Origin of the sequence: Glycomyces sp. YM15 (genome assembly GCF_016918015.1) — a bacterium.
Taxonomy (GTDB): Bacteria; Actinomycetota; Actinomycetes; order Mycobacteriales; family Micromonosporaceae; genus Glycomyces.
In genome coordinates, this window is the sequence record NZ_JAERMK010000014.1 from 106343 (window position 1) to 120360 (window position 14018).

13 protein-coding genes and 2 tRNA genes are annotated in these 14018 nt (G+C 70.0%); 7 read left to right on the forward strand and 8 right to left on the reverse strand.

The features are described 5' to 3' along the window. The first annotated feature begins 338 nt into the window (after positions 1-338). Both JHY01_RS16485 and JHY01_RS16490 read left to right on the forward strand, forming a co-directional pair. Entirely contained in the window at positions 339-692 is a 354-nt protein-coding gene (locus JHY01_RS16485) for a hypothetical protein (RefSeq protein ID WP_205326750.1), read from the forward strand. Between the two features lie 155 nt (positions 693-847). Continuing rightward, positions 848-1174, forward strand: a complete 327-nt coding sequence (locus JHY01_RS16490) for a hypothetical protein (protein WP_205326751.1) — start codon at positions 848-850, stop codon at positions 1172-1174. A gap of 153 nt (positions 1175-1327) precedes the next feature. On the opposite strand, the gene JHY01_RS16495 is transcribed toward JHY01_RS16490, so the two are convergent. Further along, the gene (locus JHY01_RS16495; RefSeq protein ID WP_205326752.1) at positions 1328-1969 is read right to left on the reverse strand and encodes a pentapeptide repeat-containing protein; all 642 of its coding nucleotides are present in this window, start codon (positions 1967-1969) and stop codon (positions 1328-1330) included. 188 nt (positions 1970-2157) lie between these two features. Further along, positions 2158-3045 carry a transglycosylase SLT domain-containing protein gene (locus tag JHY01_RS16500; RefSeq protein WP_205326753.1) on the reverse strand — a complete coding sequence of 296 codons (888 nt, stop codon included), beginning with the start codon at positions 3043-3045 and terminating at the stop codon, positions 2158-2160. A 181-nt stretch (positions 3046-3226) separates the two neighbouring features. On the opposite strand from JHY01_RS16500, the gene JHY01_RS16505 reads away from it, so the two are divergent. Further along, positions 3227-4228, forward strand: coding sequence for a TIGR01777 family oxidoreductase (locus JHY01_RS16505; protein WP_205326754.1), 1002 nt, complete (start codon positions 3227-3229; stop codon positions 4226-4228). Between the two features lie 220 nt (positions 4229-4448). Here JHY01_RS16505 and JHY01_RS16510 read toward each other — a convergent pair whose 3' ends face one another. The 5 genes from JHY01_RS16510 to pheA form a co-directional block, all read right to left on the reverse strand. Further along, on the reverse strand, positions 4449-5114 hold the full coding sequence (locus tag JHY01_RS16510; RefSeq protein WP_205326755.1) for a DUF1275 family protein: 666 nt from the start codon (positions 5112-5114) through the stop codon (positions 4449-4451). Between the two features lie 797 nt (positions 5115-5911). Continuing rightward, positions 5912-7177, reverse strand: coding sequence for an MFS transporter (locus tag JHY01_RS16515; protein WP_205326756.1), 1266 nt, complete (start codon positions 7175-7177; stop codon positions 5912-5914). 104 nt (positions 7178-7281) lie between these two features. Then, complete coding sequence (locus tag JHY01_RS16520) at positions 7282-7986, reverse strand: metalloregulator ArsR/SmtB family transcription factor (RefSeq protein ID WP_205326757.1); 705 nt, start codon at positions 7984-7986, stop codon at positions 7282-7284. A gap of 51 nt (positions 7987-8037) precedes the next feature. After that, entirely contained in the window at positions 8038-8661 is a 624-nt protein-coding gene (locus tag JHY01_RS16525; RefSeq protein WP_205326758.1) for a GPP34 family phosphoprotein, read from the reverse strand. 36 nt (positions 8662-8697) lie between these two features. After that, on the reverse strand, positions 8698-9615 hold the full coding sequence (gene pheA / locus JHY01_RS16530; RefSeq protein ID WP_205326759.1) for a prephenate dehydratase: 918 nt from the start codon (positions 9613-9615) through the stop codon (positions 8698-8700). 218 nt (positions 9616-9833) lie between these two features. Between pheA and JHY01_RS16535 the strand changes: the two genes are divergently transcribed. After that, positions 9834-9906, forward strand: a tRNA-Glu gene (locus JHY01_RS16535). 90 nt (positions 9907-9996) lie between these two features. Beyond that, positions 9997-10071 (forward strand) — tRNA-Asp (locus tag JHY01_RS16540). A 63-nt stretch (positions 10072-10134) separates the two neighbouring features. Here the strand turns inward: JHY01_RS16540 and JHY01_RS16545 are convergent. Then, the gene (locus tag JHY01_RS16545; RefSeq protein ID WP_205326760.1) at positions 10135-10467 is read right to left on the reverse strand and encodes a hypothetical protein; all 333 of its coding nucleotides are present in this window, start codon (positions 10465-10467) and stop codon (positions 10135-10137) included. A gap of 313 nt (positions 10468-10780) precedes the next feature. Between JHY01_RS16545 and JHY01_RS16550 the strand changes: the two genes are divergently transcribed. Next, positions 10781-12829 carry an RNA degradosome polyphosphate kinase gene (locus tag JHY01_RS16550; RefSeq protein WP_205326761.1) on the forward strand — a complete coding sequence of 683 codons (2049 nt, stop codon included), beginning with the start codon at positions 10781-10783 and terminating at the stop codon, positions 12827-12829. Then, positions 12826-13707, forward strand: a complete 882-nt coding sequence (locus tag JHY01_RS16555) for an NUDIX hydrolase (RefSeq protein WP_205326762.1) — start codon at positions 12826-12828, stop codon at positions 13705-13707. The genes JHY01_RS16550 and JHY01_RS16555 overlap by 4 nt, the downstream gene beginning before the upstream one ends. Positions 13708-14018 lie beyond the last annotated feature (311 nt).

The window sequence follows — 14018 nt, forward strand, 5'->3', positions numbered from 1 at the left end:
GGCGCGAGAATCGATCGGACGGTGCGATGGCCATGCGACCATCAGGCAGTTCACGGAACCAGGCGGGCCTCGAGACGATCACCCGGGTACTGCCTTTCGAAACCATTCCCGACGAGCCTCTTCGAGCGCATTTCGCACAATGGCTCCTCAACTCGCTGGCGACCGCGGATCGGCTCGGACCGTTCCCGAGCCTCCATCCCGAATCACCGCCGCCGTCGAGACCTTCCGCGGCCATCACCGATGCCGCGCCGGAACCGGCGCCACCTGACGATCCGCCCCGATACGAGCCGCTGCCCCCGCAACGGCAGGGCTCGCCCGCACCGCCGAGACCGCAGTTCGTGCGGCAGCGCGACGGCACGGTCTGGGTGACCAGACCGATCCTCCGCTCGCGAGGTTGGACCGACGCCGCGGTCCGCGACTTCCTGCCCGAACCCGAAGGGTTCAAACCGAACCCGCGCTTCGCCTCAACAGGGGCGCCCATGCCGGTCTGGCGGCCCGCGACGGTGGCATCGGCCGAGGCCACGCCGGAGTGGCAGGTCTGGCTCGAACGGTCCCTGCGGCGCCGGCGGACCACTCTCGAGGCGCTGGCCGAGACCGACGACGCGGATTTCCGCGTCCGATTGGAGACGGCGACGGCGGCCATCGAGGAAGAGGGAGGCCGGGTTTGCGGAGGCCGATCGCGGCGGGGCTGACGAGCCGGTCGTCGATGGCCTCGCCTTGACCGCTTTCGACCATGCCGGGCTCGGCGAATCGCCAGTGCCCGAGTCGCTGATCTCCTAGGTTGGAAGGCGGCCAACGCGGTCCGTGCCGACGCGGGCCATGGGCGCGGTCGACGAAGGAGACGGGTATGAGCGATTTCGAGTTCGCAGGCAAGGGCTTCGACATCCGCTTGGACAACGGGGTGATGTTCCACAACACCTATGCGGTCGAAGGCAACAGGATGGTCTACGAGGAGATCGACGGCGTTGTGGAAAGAGCCTCGGAGGAGGTGGAGCTGTTCGTCGCCGAGGTCGCGCCGCGGATGTATCTGGTGGGCTGGAACGAACTCTCGGGAGCGGCCGTAGCGCACGTGATGGATTTCAGGACCAAGAGGATCACCGCGTTCCGATCGATGGACGCCGACGGCGGTCGGGTCGGCGAAGTGCACTCCGGGACGTTCGAGGAGGTGAAGTAGAGAGGATCGATATCGGTCGCGGTGTCGGAACGGACGGGAAGATGTCAGTCGTAGATGGTGGCGCGCGATGGTCAGAATCGGCCGCCGCAACGCCGCAACGCCGCAACGCCGCAACGCCGCAACGCCGCAACGATCGCGCTGCCGCGCCACGGCTCAGGCCAGCTTGAATCCGGCGGCGGTCGCCAGCTCCCCGGCGATCTCGACCGCCTGGTCGGCAGTGATGAGCGCACCGCGCAGACTCAGGAGCCCGGTGATGCCCGACAGCTCCGCCCGGCGCAGGTCGCATCCCTTCGCATTCGCGACCCGCGAGAAGTCCGCCCCCGGGAACGCGCAGTCGATGAACACGGTCTTCGAGAGGTCACCGAGGAACGTCGCGTTCATGAACCGGCAGCGCTCGAACACCACCGGGCCCTTGGCCGTCCCGATCGAGATGCCCGCGAAATCGGCCCGGCAGTCGGCGACGTAGACGTCCTGGGCCAGCGCGAACTGCGCCTGCCACCCCACGAGCTGGCTGTCGGTGATCTCCAGGCGCCGCGCGGTCGCCCGCTCCCAGCGTCCGTTCGCCAGCACCGAGCGCTCGACCGTGACGTCCACGATCTCCAAGGGGGACAACACCGTCCCCGAGAGGTCGACGCTGCGCAGCAGCGATTGGTCCAGGCTGCCGTCGCCCTGCGCGCCGGTCCACTGCAGGCCGTCGATGAGGCGCTCGCTCAGCTCGAAGTCCGGTTCGGGTTCGCCTTCGGTGTCCTGGTCGAAGGGCCGCAGCCGCTCGGCTTCCCACAACGGTCGGCGCATGGACCGTTTGTCGTCGATCTTCCTGAACTTCACCGAGCCTCCAAGGTCAACGTGAACTTCGGCAGGCTACGCGACCCCGCCGACAATGCCGTGCCCGCGATCGAGCAAGAAGTGGCCGTCGTCGCCGCAACCGCCGTCTTCCCGGATCGTTTCCGCCCTTCGCGTCCGCATCCGCGCCGCTGGCGCCCTCAGGCCCAGGGCCGCAGTTCGAGCAGCGCCCTGACGGTCTCGATGTACTGCGGGTTCGTGTAGTCGGGGTCGCCGCCGGCGTCGAGCGCGGCCTCGACCGTGCCGAAGCCCGCCTGGTAAGCCGAGATCACGGCGTTGAGCAGGCATCGCTCGAGGTGGTCGGGCACGTCCGAGTCCCGTCCGCAGTCGTCTGCGAGCGAATAGCCGCCCGGGTCGTCGCCGTCGAAGTAGTTGACCGAGAAGTACTTCGCGAGCCACTGCAGTTGGGCGCTGCCGAGCAGCGCGTTCGCTTCCACCTCGGTGCGGTCGAGGTCGAGTTCGAAGCGATCGTTGATGAACTGCTCGGTCTCGGGCTGGATCTGCATGAGGCCGGTCCCGCCGTCGCACGCGACGATGTCGGACTGCCAACCGCTCTCCATCCAGGCCACCGCCTTGATGAGGTCGTCGGGGACGTCGACGCTCGAGTTGGTCCAGAACTGGGTGTCGGCCGCGTCTTCAAGCGCCGTTTCGACTTCAGAGAAGGAGGCGGCCCCGCCGTCGAGGTACGTGGTGCACGGCGGGTGCTCCGAGGGCGGCACGATCGGCAGCTCCGGGGCCGTCGTCTCCGCCGCGCTGGTCGTCTCGAAGGCGCTCGGCGCGGGCTCACTGAGCGGTTCGGGGCTCGGCGAGGCGCTCGGGGACGCCGAGGCGGCCTCAGTCTCGACCGCGGCTGCGGTCGTGGCCGACGCTGCGGCGCCGCCGTCGCCGCTCGAGGGGAGGATCAGATACGCGACGATCGCGACGGTGGCGAACAGCAGCACGAACAGCACGATCCAAGTGACGGGAGCGCGTTCGGAGTCGTCGTCGGGTTCGAGGTCAGGGTCGAATTCGAGAGGGGCGTCGGTCATCGAGGCGTCCTTCGCTGAACGTCGAGTTCACTGTGGGCAGCGTACCGATTGCGGATCCGGCGTGGGGGTCAACGGGTCGCCGAGTTCGAACCCGCGTGCGGCGCGTCTCCCGTCCGGTCCGAGCGAGGTATTTGAACGTGTTCAATAACTAAGGTAGGCTAGGCGGCGAAGGAGGAACCCCATGAAGATCGTCATTCCCGGCGGCACCGGCAGTGTCGGCGCCGTCCTCGAACGCGGCCTCCTCGCCGCAGGCCACCGCCTCATCGTGCTCACCCGCAGCCCCTCCCGCCCCCACCACATCCACTGGGACGGCCGCACCCTCGGCCCCTGGACCGAGGCGATCGACGGCGCCGACGTCGTGATCAACCTCGCCGGACGCAGCGTCAGCTGCCGCTACACCCGCGAGAACCTCGCCGCGATGATGGACTCCCGCGTCGATTCCACCTACGTCATCGGCGAGGCCATCGCCGCCGCCGAGCAGCCTCCGGCCGTGTGGCTCCAGATGAGCACCGCCACGATCTACGCCCATACCTTCGACCGCCCGAACGACGAGGCGACCGGCGTCATCGGCGGCAATGAGCCCGAGGTGCCCGCTTACTGGGCCAAGAGCATCGACATCGCGCGAGCCTGGGAACGCGCGCTCGACGAGGCCGAGACGCCGCACACCCGCAAGGTCGCGCTCCGCTCGGCGATGGTGATGAGCACCGATCGCGGCGCGGTCTTCGACGTCCTCTCCCGCATGACCCTGCTCGGCCTCGGCGGGCCCGTCGCCGGCGGACGCCAGTTCGTGTCGTGGATCCACGAAGCGGACTTCACCCGCGCCGTGCAGTTCCTCATCGACCATGACGAGATCGCCGGCCCGGTCAACCTCGCCGCCCCGCATCCGTTGCGGCAGAGGGACCTCATGCGAACGCTCAGGCGCGCCTGGGGCGGCCATTTCGGACTGCCGGCCGCGAAGTGGATGGCTGAGATCGGCGCGTTCGCGCTCCGCAGCGACACCGAGCTGCTGCTGAAGAGCCGCCGCGTCATCCCCGGACGGCTTGAGGACGCCGGATTCGAGTTCTCCTACCCCGCATGGGAAGCCGCGGCCGACGATCTCGCTCGGCGCACCGCCGCCGATCGGAAGTGGCCGCTCCTGAAGCGCCCCGGGCTCAAGGCCGTCCGGGCGCTGACCGGCAGCTGAGCCGCCGGCCCGGGCGCCGGCTCGCAGCCGGCCCGCCGGTCCTGCAGAGGCATGGGAATTGGGCGGCGGCGGTATAGGGCATGCCCCTTCCCACCCGCATCCACCTCCGACCAACCGAAGAAATGAGACGACTCTCCCACACGGGTCTGACATCGGTTGTTGCAGCTGTTCAGCGGCGTGACCCGGCTGATCCGCACTGGAAGGTCGCGTCTTGGGCCCGTCAGAGTGAGGGGTGCCGATGCGCTTCGGCGAACGCCGCCACCGACATCGCGGCGGCCACCGCCGCGGCGGTCCAGCACACTGCGCTGAACGACACCGCATGCGCCAGAGCCGAACCGAGTCCGGCCGCGACCAGGTACACCGCCCACACTCCGGCCTGCAGCCGCCCCGACCGCAGCCCGCGGCGCCCGCCGGAGAGGTTGACGAACAATGCGATGAGCGTGCCGGTCAGCACGGTGGTCGACACGCCCGACAGACCGATCCGCGCCGCATGGATGCTCTGCACGCCCATCGCGAACGCCGCCAGAGCGATCGCCAGCTCGAAGCCCTGCGCGAGCCCCGCCAGGCCGAGCATCACCACCTCGACCAGCAGGAGCAGCGGCACGCCGAAGCTCGTGAGTACGTGACGGCGCGTCGCCAGCGAGGCCAGCACCGCGCCGAGCGAGAACCCGAGCAGCGACCACAGGGGGCCGACGGGGGAGAGGCCGTCCTCGCGCCCGGTCATCTCGCCCGACACGGCGACCGCGAGCAGCACGGCGTTGCCGGTCTGGTTCGCGACGAACTGCTGGCTCAGGCTGAGGAACCCGGCGCCGTCGACCGCACCGGCGATCGCGGTGAGCACGAGCGCGGTCCAGGCGTGCGCGTAGGTCGGAACGGGTGGCCTCATCGGGAGCCGCCGTCTCGCTGCAGCCGCACGCGGGAGAACGGATCGAGGCGGTACCACATGCGGCCCAGGCTAACGCCGGTGCGGACGGTTGCGGTTCCGACCCGCCGCTCGCTCAGGCCCGGAGGGGCGCCGAGCGCTCGCCGCCCCGGCGACCCCCCGATCCAGAGACCGCCCGACCCCCTACTCCGGCCCGCTCGCTCGCCTGCCGCGCGAGGCGATCAGCGCCACCGCGCCACCCGCCACCAGCACAGCCGCGACCGCTCCGAACGCCACGATCTGGCCGCCGGTGGTGGCCAGGCCGCCGTCGGCGCTCGAGCCGCCGTCCGAGCCCGAGCCGCTGTACGAGCCTGATCCATCCGGCCCGTCCGATCCCTCGGCGCCGGTGGTGCCGTCCTCGCCGGTCGGGCTGTCGCCGTCGTTGTCCGAAGGCGACTCGGTCGGGGCCCCATCGATCTCACAGGTGAACGCTGCCGCGAACGGGAACTGGTGGATCTCGCCGCCGTTCTCTCGGGCACGGGTTCGGAGGCGCCGCAGGCGGCGAGGGCCGCGAGCAGCAGGGAGGCGGTCGCGACGGCGGTGGTCGCTCGCAGGCCGACATTCATCGTTGCGTTCCTTCGGGTGCGGTGAATGCGGCCTTTCGAACCGCCTAGCGCGCGCTAGCTTAGGTTAGGCTCTGCTAACTTTCGAGGAACGTTCGCAAAGTTGCGGCTTGCGCCACACGCGACGGCTGCGGCGACGCCGTCCGGCATCACCGCAGTTCGAGCCCCGATTGCTCACCGCCGCAAGGCGATCGACGCCTATGCGGCCGCACTGGCGAGTTCGGGCTTCACCGTCGGCACCGCGAGTGCGGCTTCGTCGTCGCGGGCCGCGCGGCGGATGGCCGGCAGGCAGGCGAGCACGATCGCGACCGAGATCAGGCCGACCGCCATGAACGCGACCTGCACGTCCATCACCGCGGACATCGCGCCGCCGAGCAGGAACCCGATGAGCTGGGCGGCGCTCAGACGACCGCTGACCGCCGCGTTCGCGCGGCCCCGGAACGCCTCCGGGACCCGACGGGCCACCGCGATGCCGAGCGCCGCGTTCTCCCCGGCGTTGAACATCCCGCCGATCAGGTTGAGCGGCACCAAGAGCAGCACCGTGAACAGCGGCACGCCCTGCCCGAAGCACGCCAGACCGACCCCGGCCAGGCAGGCCATGACCATCCACGCGAGCTGCACGTCGCGGTCCAGGCGTCGGATGATCGCGGCCGCGATCCACGCGCCGACGACCATGCCCGCGGTCCAGCAGGCCTTGACGAGCCCGTACACGCTCTCGGTCGCGTCGTAGACCTCCCGCACCAGGAACACGCTCAGGACGTTCACCGCGCACAGCGCCCCGATCACCGCGCAGAACGCCATGACCACGACCGCGAGGAGCCGGTCGCCGCGCAGTCGCCAAGGGGCGGCGGCCTTCTCGCCCGCCGCGGCGAGCTCCCGGCGGACCCCGCCGCGGCGGGTGCGGATGTCGCAGCACAGCAGCACCCGCGCCAGCGCGCACGCGGCGGCGAGCATGAGCGCCGCGCCGGCGCCGTGCGCGCCGATGAGGAATCCGGCGACGGCGGGCCCGGCCGCGAGGCCCGTGAGCGTGCCGGTCTGCACCAGGGCGATCGCGCGCGGCAGGTCCTCGCGGCGGGCCATGGCCGGGACGAGCGCGCTCACGACCGGTTGCAGGACCGCCGTCCCGGCGGCGTTCACGATGACGAGTCCGTAGAGGCCGTACAGGCTGTCGGTGAACGCCATCGCGACGATCGCGGCGGTCTGGACGAGGCCGGAGAGGGCCATGAGCGCGCGGCTGTCGAAGCGGTCGGCCATGCGCCCGGTGATCGGCGCGAGGAGGACCAGGGGCAGGGTCGCGCAGATGATGAGCGCGGCGATGGCGAAGCCGCCGTAGCCCGCCGACTGGAGTTCGAGGGTGAGGGCGAAGTCGGCCGTGAACATGGCGGTTCCGGCGAGGAACGCGCAGGTCGCGGCGGTGTAGACGTCGGACCAGCGGGTCCCGTCGAGGAAGGATGTGAAAGACATGCTTCGAAATTACTCTTTCACATCGAGATGCGAAAGAGGTTTTTCAGAAATTTCGAAGTTTTTCTTTCAGGACCGGCCGCGAGCCTCGCGGCGACCCCATCGACTCAGACCCGCGGGTAGAACCGGAACAGCGAGTTGAACAGGACCGTGCCGTCCTCGGGATCGCTTCCCTCGCGCTTGCGCTGGTCGGTCAGCTCCGCATACTCCTGCTCCAACTCCTGGAAACGCCGGACGAACTCCGCCGCCTCCTCGAGCGTGAGACGCAAGTGCCCCTGCTGCATGAGCGCCACCTCCCGCAGGCCCTGATCGACCTCGGACCTGCGGTCGAGCCAGCGTGAGAAATTCCGGTCCTGCTGCTCCCTGAACGCGTCACCCATCGTGCGCTCGATGACCTTGTGGCTCTCCGGGGCGTCCTTCTCCGCCGAGATCGAGAAGCTGCCGAGGATGAGCCGCCACACCCGCTCGCGCGCATCGCCGCGGCTCGGCGCCTCCTCGATGAACCCGGCCTTGGCAAGTGTCCGCAAGTGGTAGCTCATCGCGCTCGGCGTCATGCCCGCGACCTCGGCGATCTCGGTGGCCGTCGCGCCGCCCAAGCCCTGCGCGCTCCTTGCCGCGAGGAAATCGAAGACCGCCATCCGTGCCGGATGCGCCAGCGCCTTCATCCGCTCCGGGTCGGTGATCTTCTCGTGGTCCTTGCCCCTGAACCGCGACAGGGCCGGCGGCTCGGGCGGTGCGGGCGGTGCCGGTGGGGTCGGCACGTCAGGCCCCGAGAGGACTGCGTCGGGACCCGAAGCAGGTGTTTCAGACATGGGTCAAGCTAACCACGGTCTCGTGCGGGCCGCGGCGACGACTGCTCGGAACTAGCTTCCGGAGGTGGCTGCGGCGTTGGCGCCGTCGCGGTTGGCGATCGCCTTGCGCGTCGCCGCGCCGACCCAGTGGGCCTCCGCGAACGCCTTGATCTCCCTGCGGGACGGCCGGGTCTGGCGGTCGGGGAAGAGCGACTTCTCGAGGCGGACGGCGGCGACGAGCGACAGCAGCGCCTGCGTGCGCTCATCGAAGGCGCGGCCGTTCCGGGCGGCGGAGGCGAGGCGGGCGCGGGCGTCGGCCGTCGCGTTTCGATCGCTCGACCGGTATCGGTTGACGGTGAAGATCCGCAGCGCCTTCGTGCGTTCGTGGCGCAGTGCGCCGGAGGCGACGAGCGCCTCGCGCACGGCCGGCAGGAGGCCCTTCGCGGTCCGGTCGACGAGGGCGTGCGGCGACCGGGGCTTGTCCGCGGCGATGGCGGCGAGGCGGGCGTCGACGACCGCATCGCCCGTGGGGGTCGGGTCGAGGACGCGGACCTTCTTGCCGTCCAGGCCGATGCGCCCGGCGAGCGCGAGCTCGTAGAGGACCGCGCCACCGAGCCCCAGGTCGAGGTACGTGCCGGCGCGGCCGTTCGCGCTCTCGTGCGAGAGCAGCGCCAGCTCTTCGAGCAGTGTGGACATGGCTTCAGCGTAAGCGGGATCCGCTCGCGGTGCGACTCACGCGGTCCCGCTGCCGCGCAGGCTGCCGAGCCACGCGGCCGCGTCCGAGAAATCGGCGTCGCTCAATCCATGCGGGGGCGGGACGGGCCGGTCGGCATTGTCGCGCGGGTAGGAGCCGAGGTAGCGGACGTCGGCGCAGATGCGGCGCAGTCCCATGAGCGCCTCGCCCATGCGGGCGTCGGCGAGGTGCCCGGTGCAGTCGAGGAAGAACGCGTACCGGCCCAGCGCCTCGCCGGTCGGGCGGGATTCGATCCGGGTGAGGTTGATGCCCCGGATCGCCAGCTCGGTGAGCACGTTGAGCAGCGCGCCGACCTGGTCGTGCTCGATGTAGACGACGAGCGAGGTGATGTCGTTCCCGGTCGGCTCGGGCGGGGCGACGGGGCGCACGACGTGCACGAAGCGGGTCACCGCGTTCGGGTTGTCGCCGATGTTGAAGGCCTGCACGGGAAGCCCGACGGCCTCGGCGGTGAACGGGGCGCATACGGCCGCGTCGAACTCGCCGTCCGCGACCCGCTGCGCGGCCTGGGCGGTCGAGAGCGCCTGGTGGACGACGGCGTCCGGCAGCTCGCGGCGCAGGTAGCCGCGGGTCTGGGCGAGGGCGTGCGGGTGGGAGGCGACGGTGGCGATCGCGTCGGGGGCCTTGTGGGAGGCGAGCACCATGGTGACCGGGAGGACGATCTCCCCGGCGATGACGAGCGGGTCGCCGCCGACGAGCTCGTCGACGGTGACGGTGACGGTGCCCTCCTGGGAGTTCTCGATCGGGACGAAGCCCGCGTCGGCCTCGCCGCGGCGCACGGCGTCGAGGACCTCGGGGATCGAGGACATCGGTGCGGCGGTGGCGGTCTTGGCGGCGGGCAGCCGGCGGAGGGCGGCCTCGGTGAAGGTCCCGCGCGGTCCCAGATAGGCGAACTCCATGGGGCCAACGCTAGCAAGTCCGGCCGCGCAGGGGCCGCGAGCAGCACTTCCGCACTGGCGCGGTTCGATTCGGATGAGACGACGGTCTCATCGGCGACCCGCCGTGGACGGACTTCGCTCTGTCCCGTATGCTTGTCGAGCCCGAGCGGAATTCCGCGGTGGTAAGCCCAGAGAAATCGGAATGCGACGCTCGCCGTCGTGTGCCAGGATCACTGAGCGCCCCCATCGTCTAGGGGCCTAGGACGCCGCCCTTTCAAGGCGGTAACACGGGTTCGAATCCCGTTGGGGGTACAGCCCAGACGCGGCGCCGGTCACACGGCGAGCGGCTGGTATAAATAAAGAGGTCTTGCGACCTTGTAGGACACGAAAGTGTTCGACCAAGGTCCCGTAGAGCAGCTAGGAGTGCTCGCCACCCTGTCAAGGTGGAGGTCGCGGGTTCAAATCCCGTCGGGACCGCATAGAGAGAAGCCCGCCGATCCGTCGGCGGGCTTTCTCGTTGATCCGGTAAGGCCGTCCCCGTCACGGCCGGGGCGGGGCGGGTTCGTCCGGAGGCGGTTCCTCGCCGTTCGGGCCCTCCGGTTCGGCGGGCTCGTCCGGGACCGGATCGCCGGGGCCCGGGCCCTCGCCCTCGCCCTCGCCGGCCCAGACTTCGGCCTCCTCGGCCGAGAGCTCCAGGTCCAGCGGCGCGCCGCGGCCCTCCTCCTGCGGTGTCATGCCGAACCGGTCCGCCTCCGCGTAGTCCTCGGCGTCGAGGATCTCCTCCTCCAACTCCTCGCCCTCCTCCTCATCGTCGTCGATGAAGCCGAACGGCATGTCATCGCCCTGCGCGTACGACTGGTTCTCATCGGACATGGCGACCTCCTCTCGGGCCATGATCGCGGTTTACCCGCCCCGGCGCCGGGTAATCGGCGGTACCGCGGCAGCGGCGGCCCCGATCGCGCAACCTGGAGGACACCTTCGCGCTCGGATCTCGCGGGCAGCCGCGCCTCGCCCGCCGGAGCGCCGCCGTGTCCGATTCACACCTGATTCGGACCCGCCGAACGCCCTTGGACCGCTCCCGCCGAGCCGCCGATCCACTTTGATCACGCATGGTGATTCCGTGATCGTGAGCGAATTTCAAGACGCGTTCACCGTGGGTTCACTTTCTTCGTTAACCTTGTGATGTATGACGAATAGTGACCCTGTTCCCCTCGTTGACACCGGTTTGCCGACCGACCGGTTCCTCGACCGCGAGGAGAGCTGGCTGCGGTTCAACGGCCGGGTGCTGCGCCTGGCCCAGTCCCCTGAACTGCCCCTCCTCGAACGGGTCAGGTTCCTCTCGATCTTCTCCAACAACCTCGACGAGTTCTTCATGGTCCGCGTCGCCGGGCTCATCCGCCGCCTCGCCACCGGCCTGCCCGTGCGCACCTCCTCCGGCCGCTCCCCCCATGCCGTCCTCACCCGCATCGCCGGCCTCGCGCACCAGCTGAGCATCGAGCACGCCGAGTACTTCCGCGACGAGATCGCCCCACTCCTCGCCAAGGAGGACATCGCGATCGTCCGCTGGGCCGACCTCGAGGACGCCGAGCAGGCCCGCATGCACGAGCTGTTCCGCACCCGCATCTACCCCGTGCTCACCCCGCTCGTCGTCGATCCCGCCCACCCCTTCCCCTACATCTCCGGCAAGTCCCTCAACCTCGCCGTCCAGGTCCACGACCCCCGCAACGGCACCACGCGCTTCGCCCGCGTCAAGGTCCCGGCCCTGCTCTCGCGCTTCATGGCCGTCGCGCCCGGCCGGTTCACACCGCTCGAGGACGTCATCGCCGCGCACCTCGCGCAGCTGTTCCCCGGCATGGACGTCCTCGGGCACCACACGTTCCGCGTCACCCGCAACCAGGACCTCGAGATCGACGAGGACATCACCGAGAACCTCCTCCAGACCCTCGAGCGCGAACTCCTGCGCCGCCGCTTCGGGCCCGTCGTGCGCCTCGAAGTGGAGGACACGATCGACCCGAAGGTCCTCGACCGGCTCATCGCCGAGCTCGGCGTCGACGAGCAGGTCGTCTACAAGTTGCCCGGCCCGCTCGACCTCGCCGGGCTCGACGCCATCGCCAACCTCGACCGCAGCGAGTTGAAATACCCCCGGTTCCGGCCCTCCGAGAAGGTGCTGCCGCCCGACGCCGACCTGTTCGCCGTCATGCGCGACCGCGACGTCCTCGTGCACCACCCCTACGACTCGTTCACCGCCTCGGTCGAGCGGCTCATCGAGGAGGCCGCCGCGGACCCGAAGGTCCTCGCCATCAAGCAGACCCTGTACCGCACCAGCGGCAAGTCCCCCATCGTGGACGCCCTCATCAGCGCCGCCGACGCCGGCAAGCAGGTCGTCGTCGTCGTGGAGCTCAAGGCCCGCTTCGACGAGCAGGCCAACATCGACTGGGCGCAGAAGCTCGAGCAGGCCGGCTGCCACGTCATGTACGGCATCGTCGGCCTCAAGACCCACTGCAAGCTCGCGCTGGTCGTGCGCCAGGAGACCGACGGGACGCTCCTGCGCTACAGCCACGTGGGCACCGGCAACTACCATCCGACCACCGCGCGGCTCTACGAGGACGTCGGCCTCCTCACCACCGACCCGAAGGTCGGCGAGGACGTCAACGCCGTGTTCAACCACCTCACCGGCTTCTCCCGCGACGAGGACTTCCACCGGCTGCTCGTCGCCCCGCACTCGCTGCGGCCCGGCCTGATCGAGCGGATCGAGCGCGAGATCGAGAACCACCGCAAGGGCCTGCCCGCGCGGATCCGGTTCAAGTGCAACTCGCTCACCGACGAGGGCATCATCGACGCCCTGTACCGGGCCTCCCGGGCCGGCGTGCCCATCGACCTGTTCCTCCGCGGCATCTGCGCCCTGCGTCCCGGCGTCCCCGGCCTGTCGGAGACCATCCGGGTCAGGAGCGTCCTGGGGCGCTTCCTGGAACACTCACGGGTGTACGTGTTCGAGAACGGCGGCGACCCGGAAGTATGGTTGGGCAGCGCGGACCTCATGCACCGCAATCTCGACCGCCGGGTCGAGGTGCTCGTGCGAGTCGAGGGTGACGCCCACCGCGCGCAGCTGACCTCGCTGCTCGACCGCGGTATGGACGACGACATCCGGACCTGGAGGCTCGGCCCGCTGGGACTGTGGTCCCGGCAGCGGAGCGGGGGCGACCTCCAGGAACAACTCATGCAGGAGCACCGTTGACGCAACCCGAGATCTTCGCCGCCGGCGCCGTCCTCTGGCGCGAGGGCGAGGAGGGGCCCGAGCTGGCCCTCATCCACCGGCCCAAGTACGGCGACTGGACCTTTCCGAAAGGCAAGCTGAAGCGCGGCGAGCACCTGCTCGCGGCCGCGCAGCGCGAGGTCTTCGAGGAGACCGGCATCCGGCCGGTGCTCGGCCGCCCGCTCGCGCCCTCCTTCTACGACAAGGAGGGCAAGCTCAAGCGCGTCGACTACTGGTGCGCCACACCGGCCTCCGGCGACACCGTCGACGAGGCCGTGGACCCGCGCGAGGTCGACGACCTCGAATGGGTCCCGCTCGCCGACGTCGCCGACCGGCTCACCCACGAACGCGACCAGCCGGTGCTGGAGGACTTCTCCCGGCAGCTCGCCCGCGAGACCGTGCCGCTGATCTTCGTCCGGCACGCCATCGCGATGTCCAAAGCGGACTGGTTCGACCAGGACGAGCTGCGGCCCTTGAACCAGCGCGGCCGCGAACGCGCCCAGCAGCTCGAGGTCCTGCTCGCCGCCTATCCGGCGGGCGCGGCCTACAGCGCCTCGAGCGCCCGCTGCATGGAGACGCTGCTGCCGTACTGCGCCGCCGAGGGCGTCGCGGTGAGCGGCCTGCCCGAGTTCACCTTGGGCACCAGCAAACCCGCCGAGGTCGCCGCCCGCCTGGACGAGATCGTCGCCTCGGGGAAGCCCGCGGTCATCTGCGGCCACGGCGAGCACATCGACGAGATGATCACCTACGTGAGCAACCGCCTCGGCACACCGGTCTCGCTGGCCCCCTTGGAGAAGGGTGCTTTCCTGGTCTTCCACACCGCGGACGGCGCGGTCGTGGCGACCGAGCATCACGCCTGAGACGCTCGAACGAACTGTCGGTTTTCCGACAAACGCGCGTCATCCGGGGTCACCACTCGTTTCTCAGGGGAACCACGAAACGAAGGGAATCCCCCCGATGCCGGGCGAGGCACACGAACTCATCGTGCAGGCGATCCAGGACGAGCCGCTGACGGCGGCTTGGCTGATGGACCTCGCGGACAAGGACCGACGGGTATCGGTATGCACCGGTGCCCAGACGCGTTCGACCTCGGTCGGCTCCATGGGAAGGACCGAGCGGCGGGCCGATGTCGTCGTGATCCTGTCGTTCCCGAATGAGGACGACAGGATCG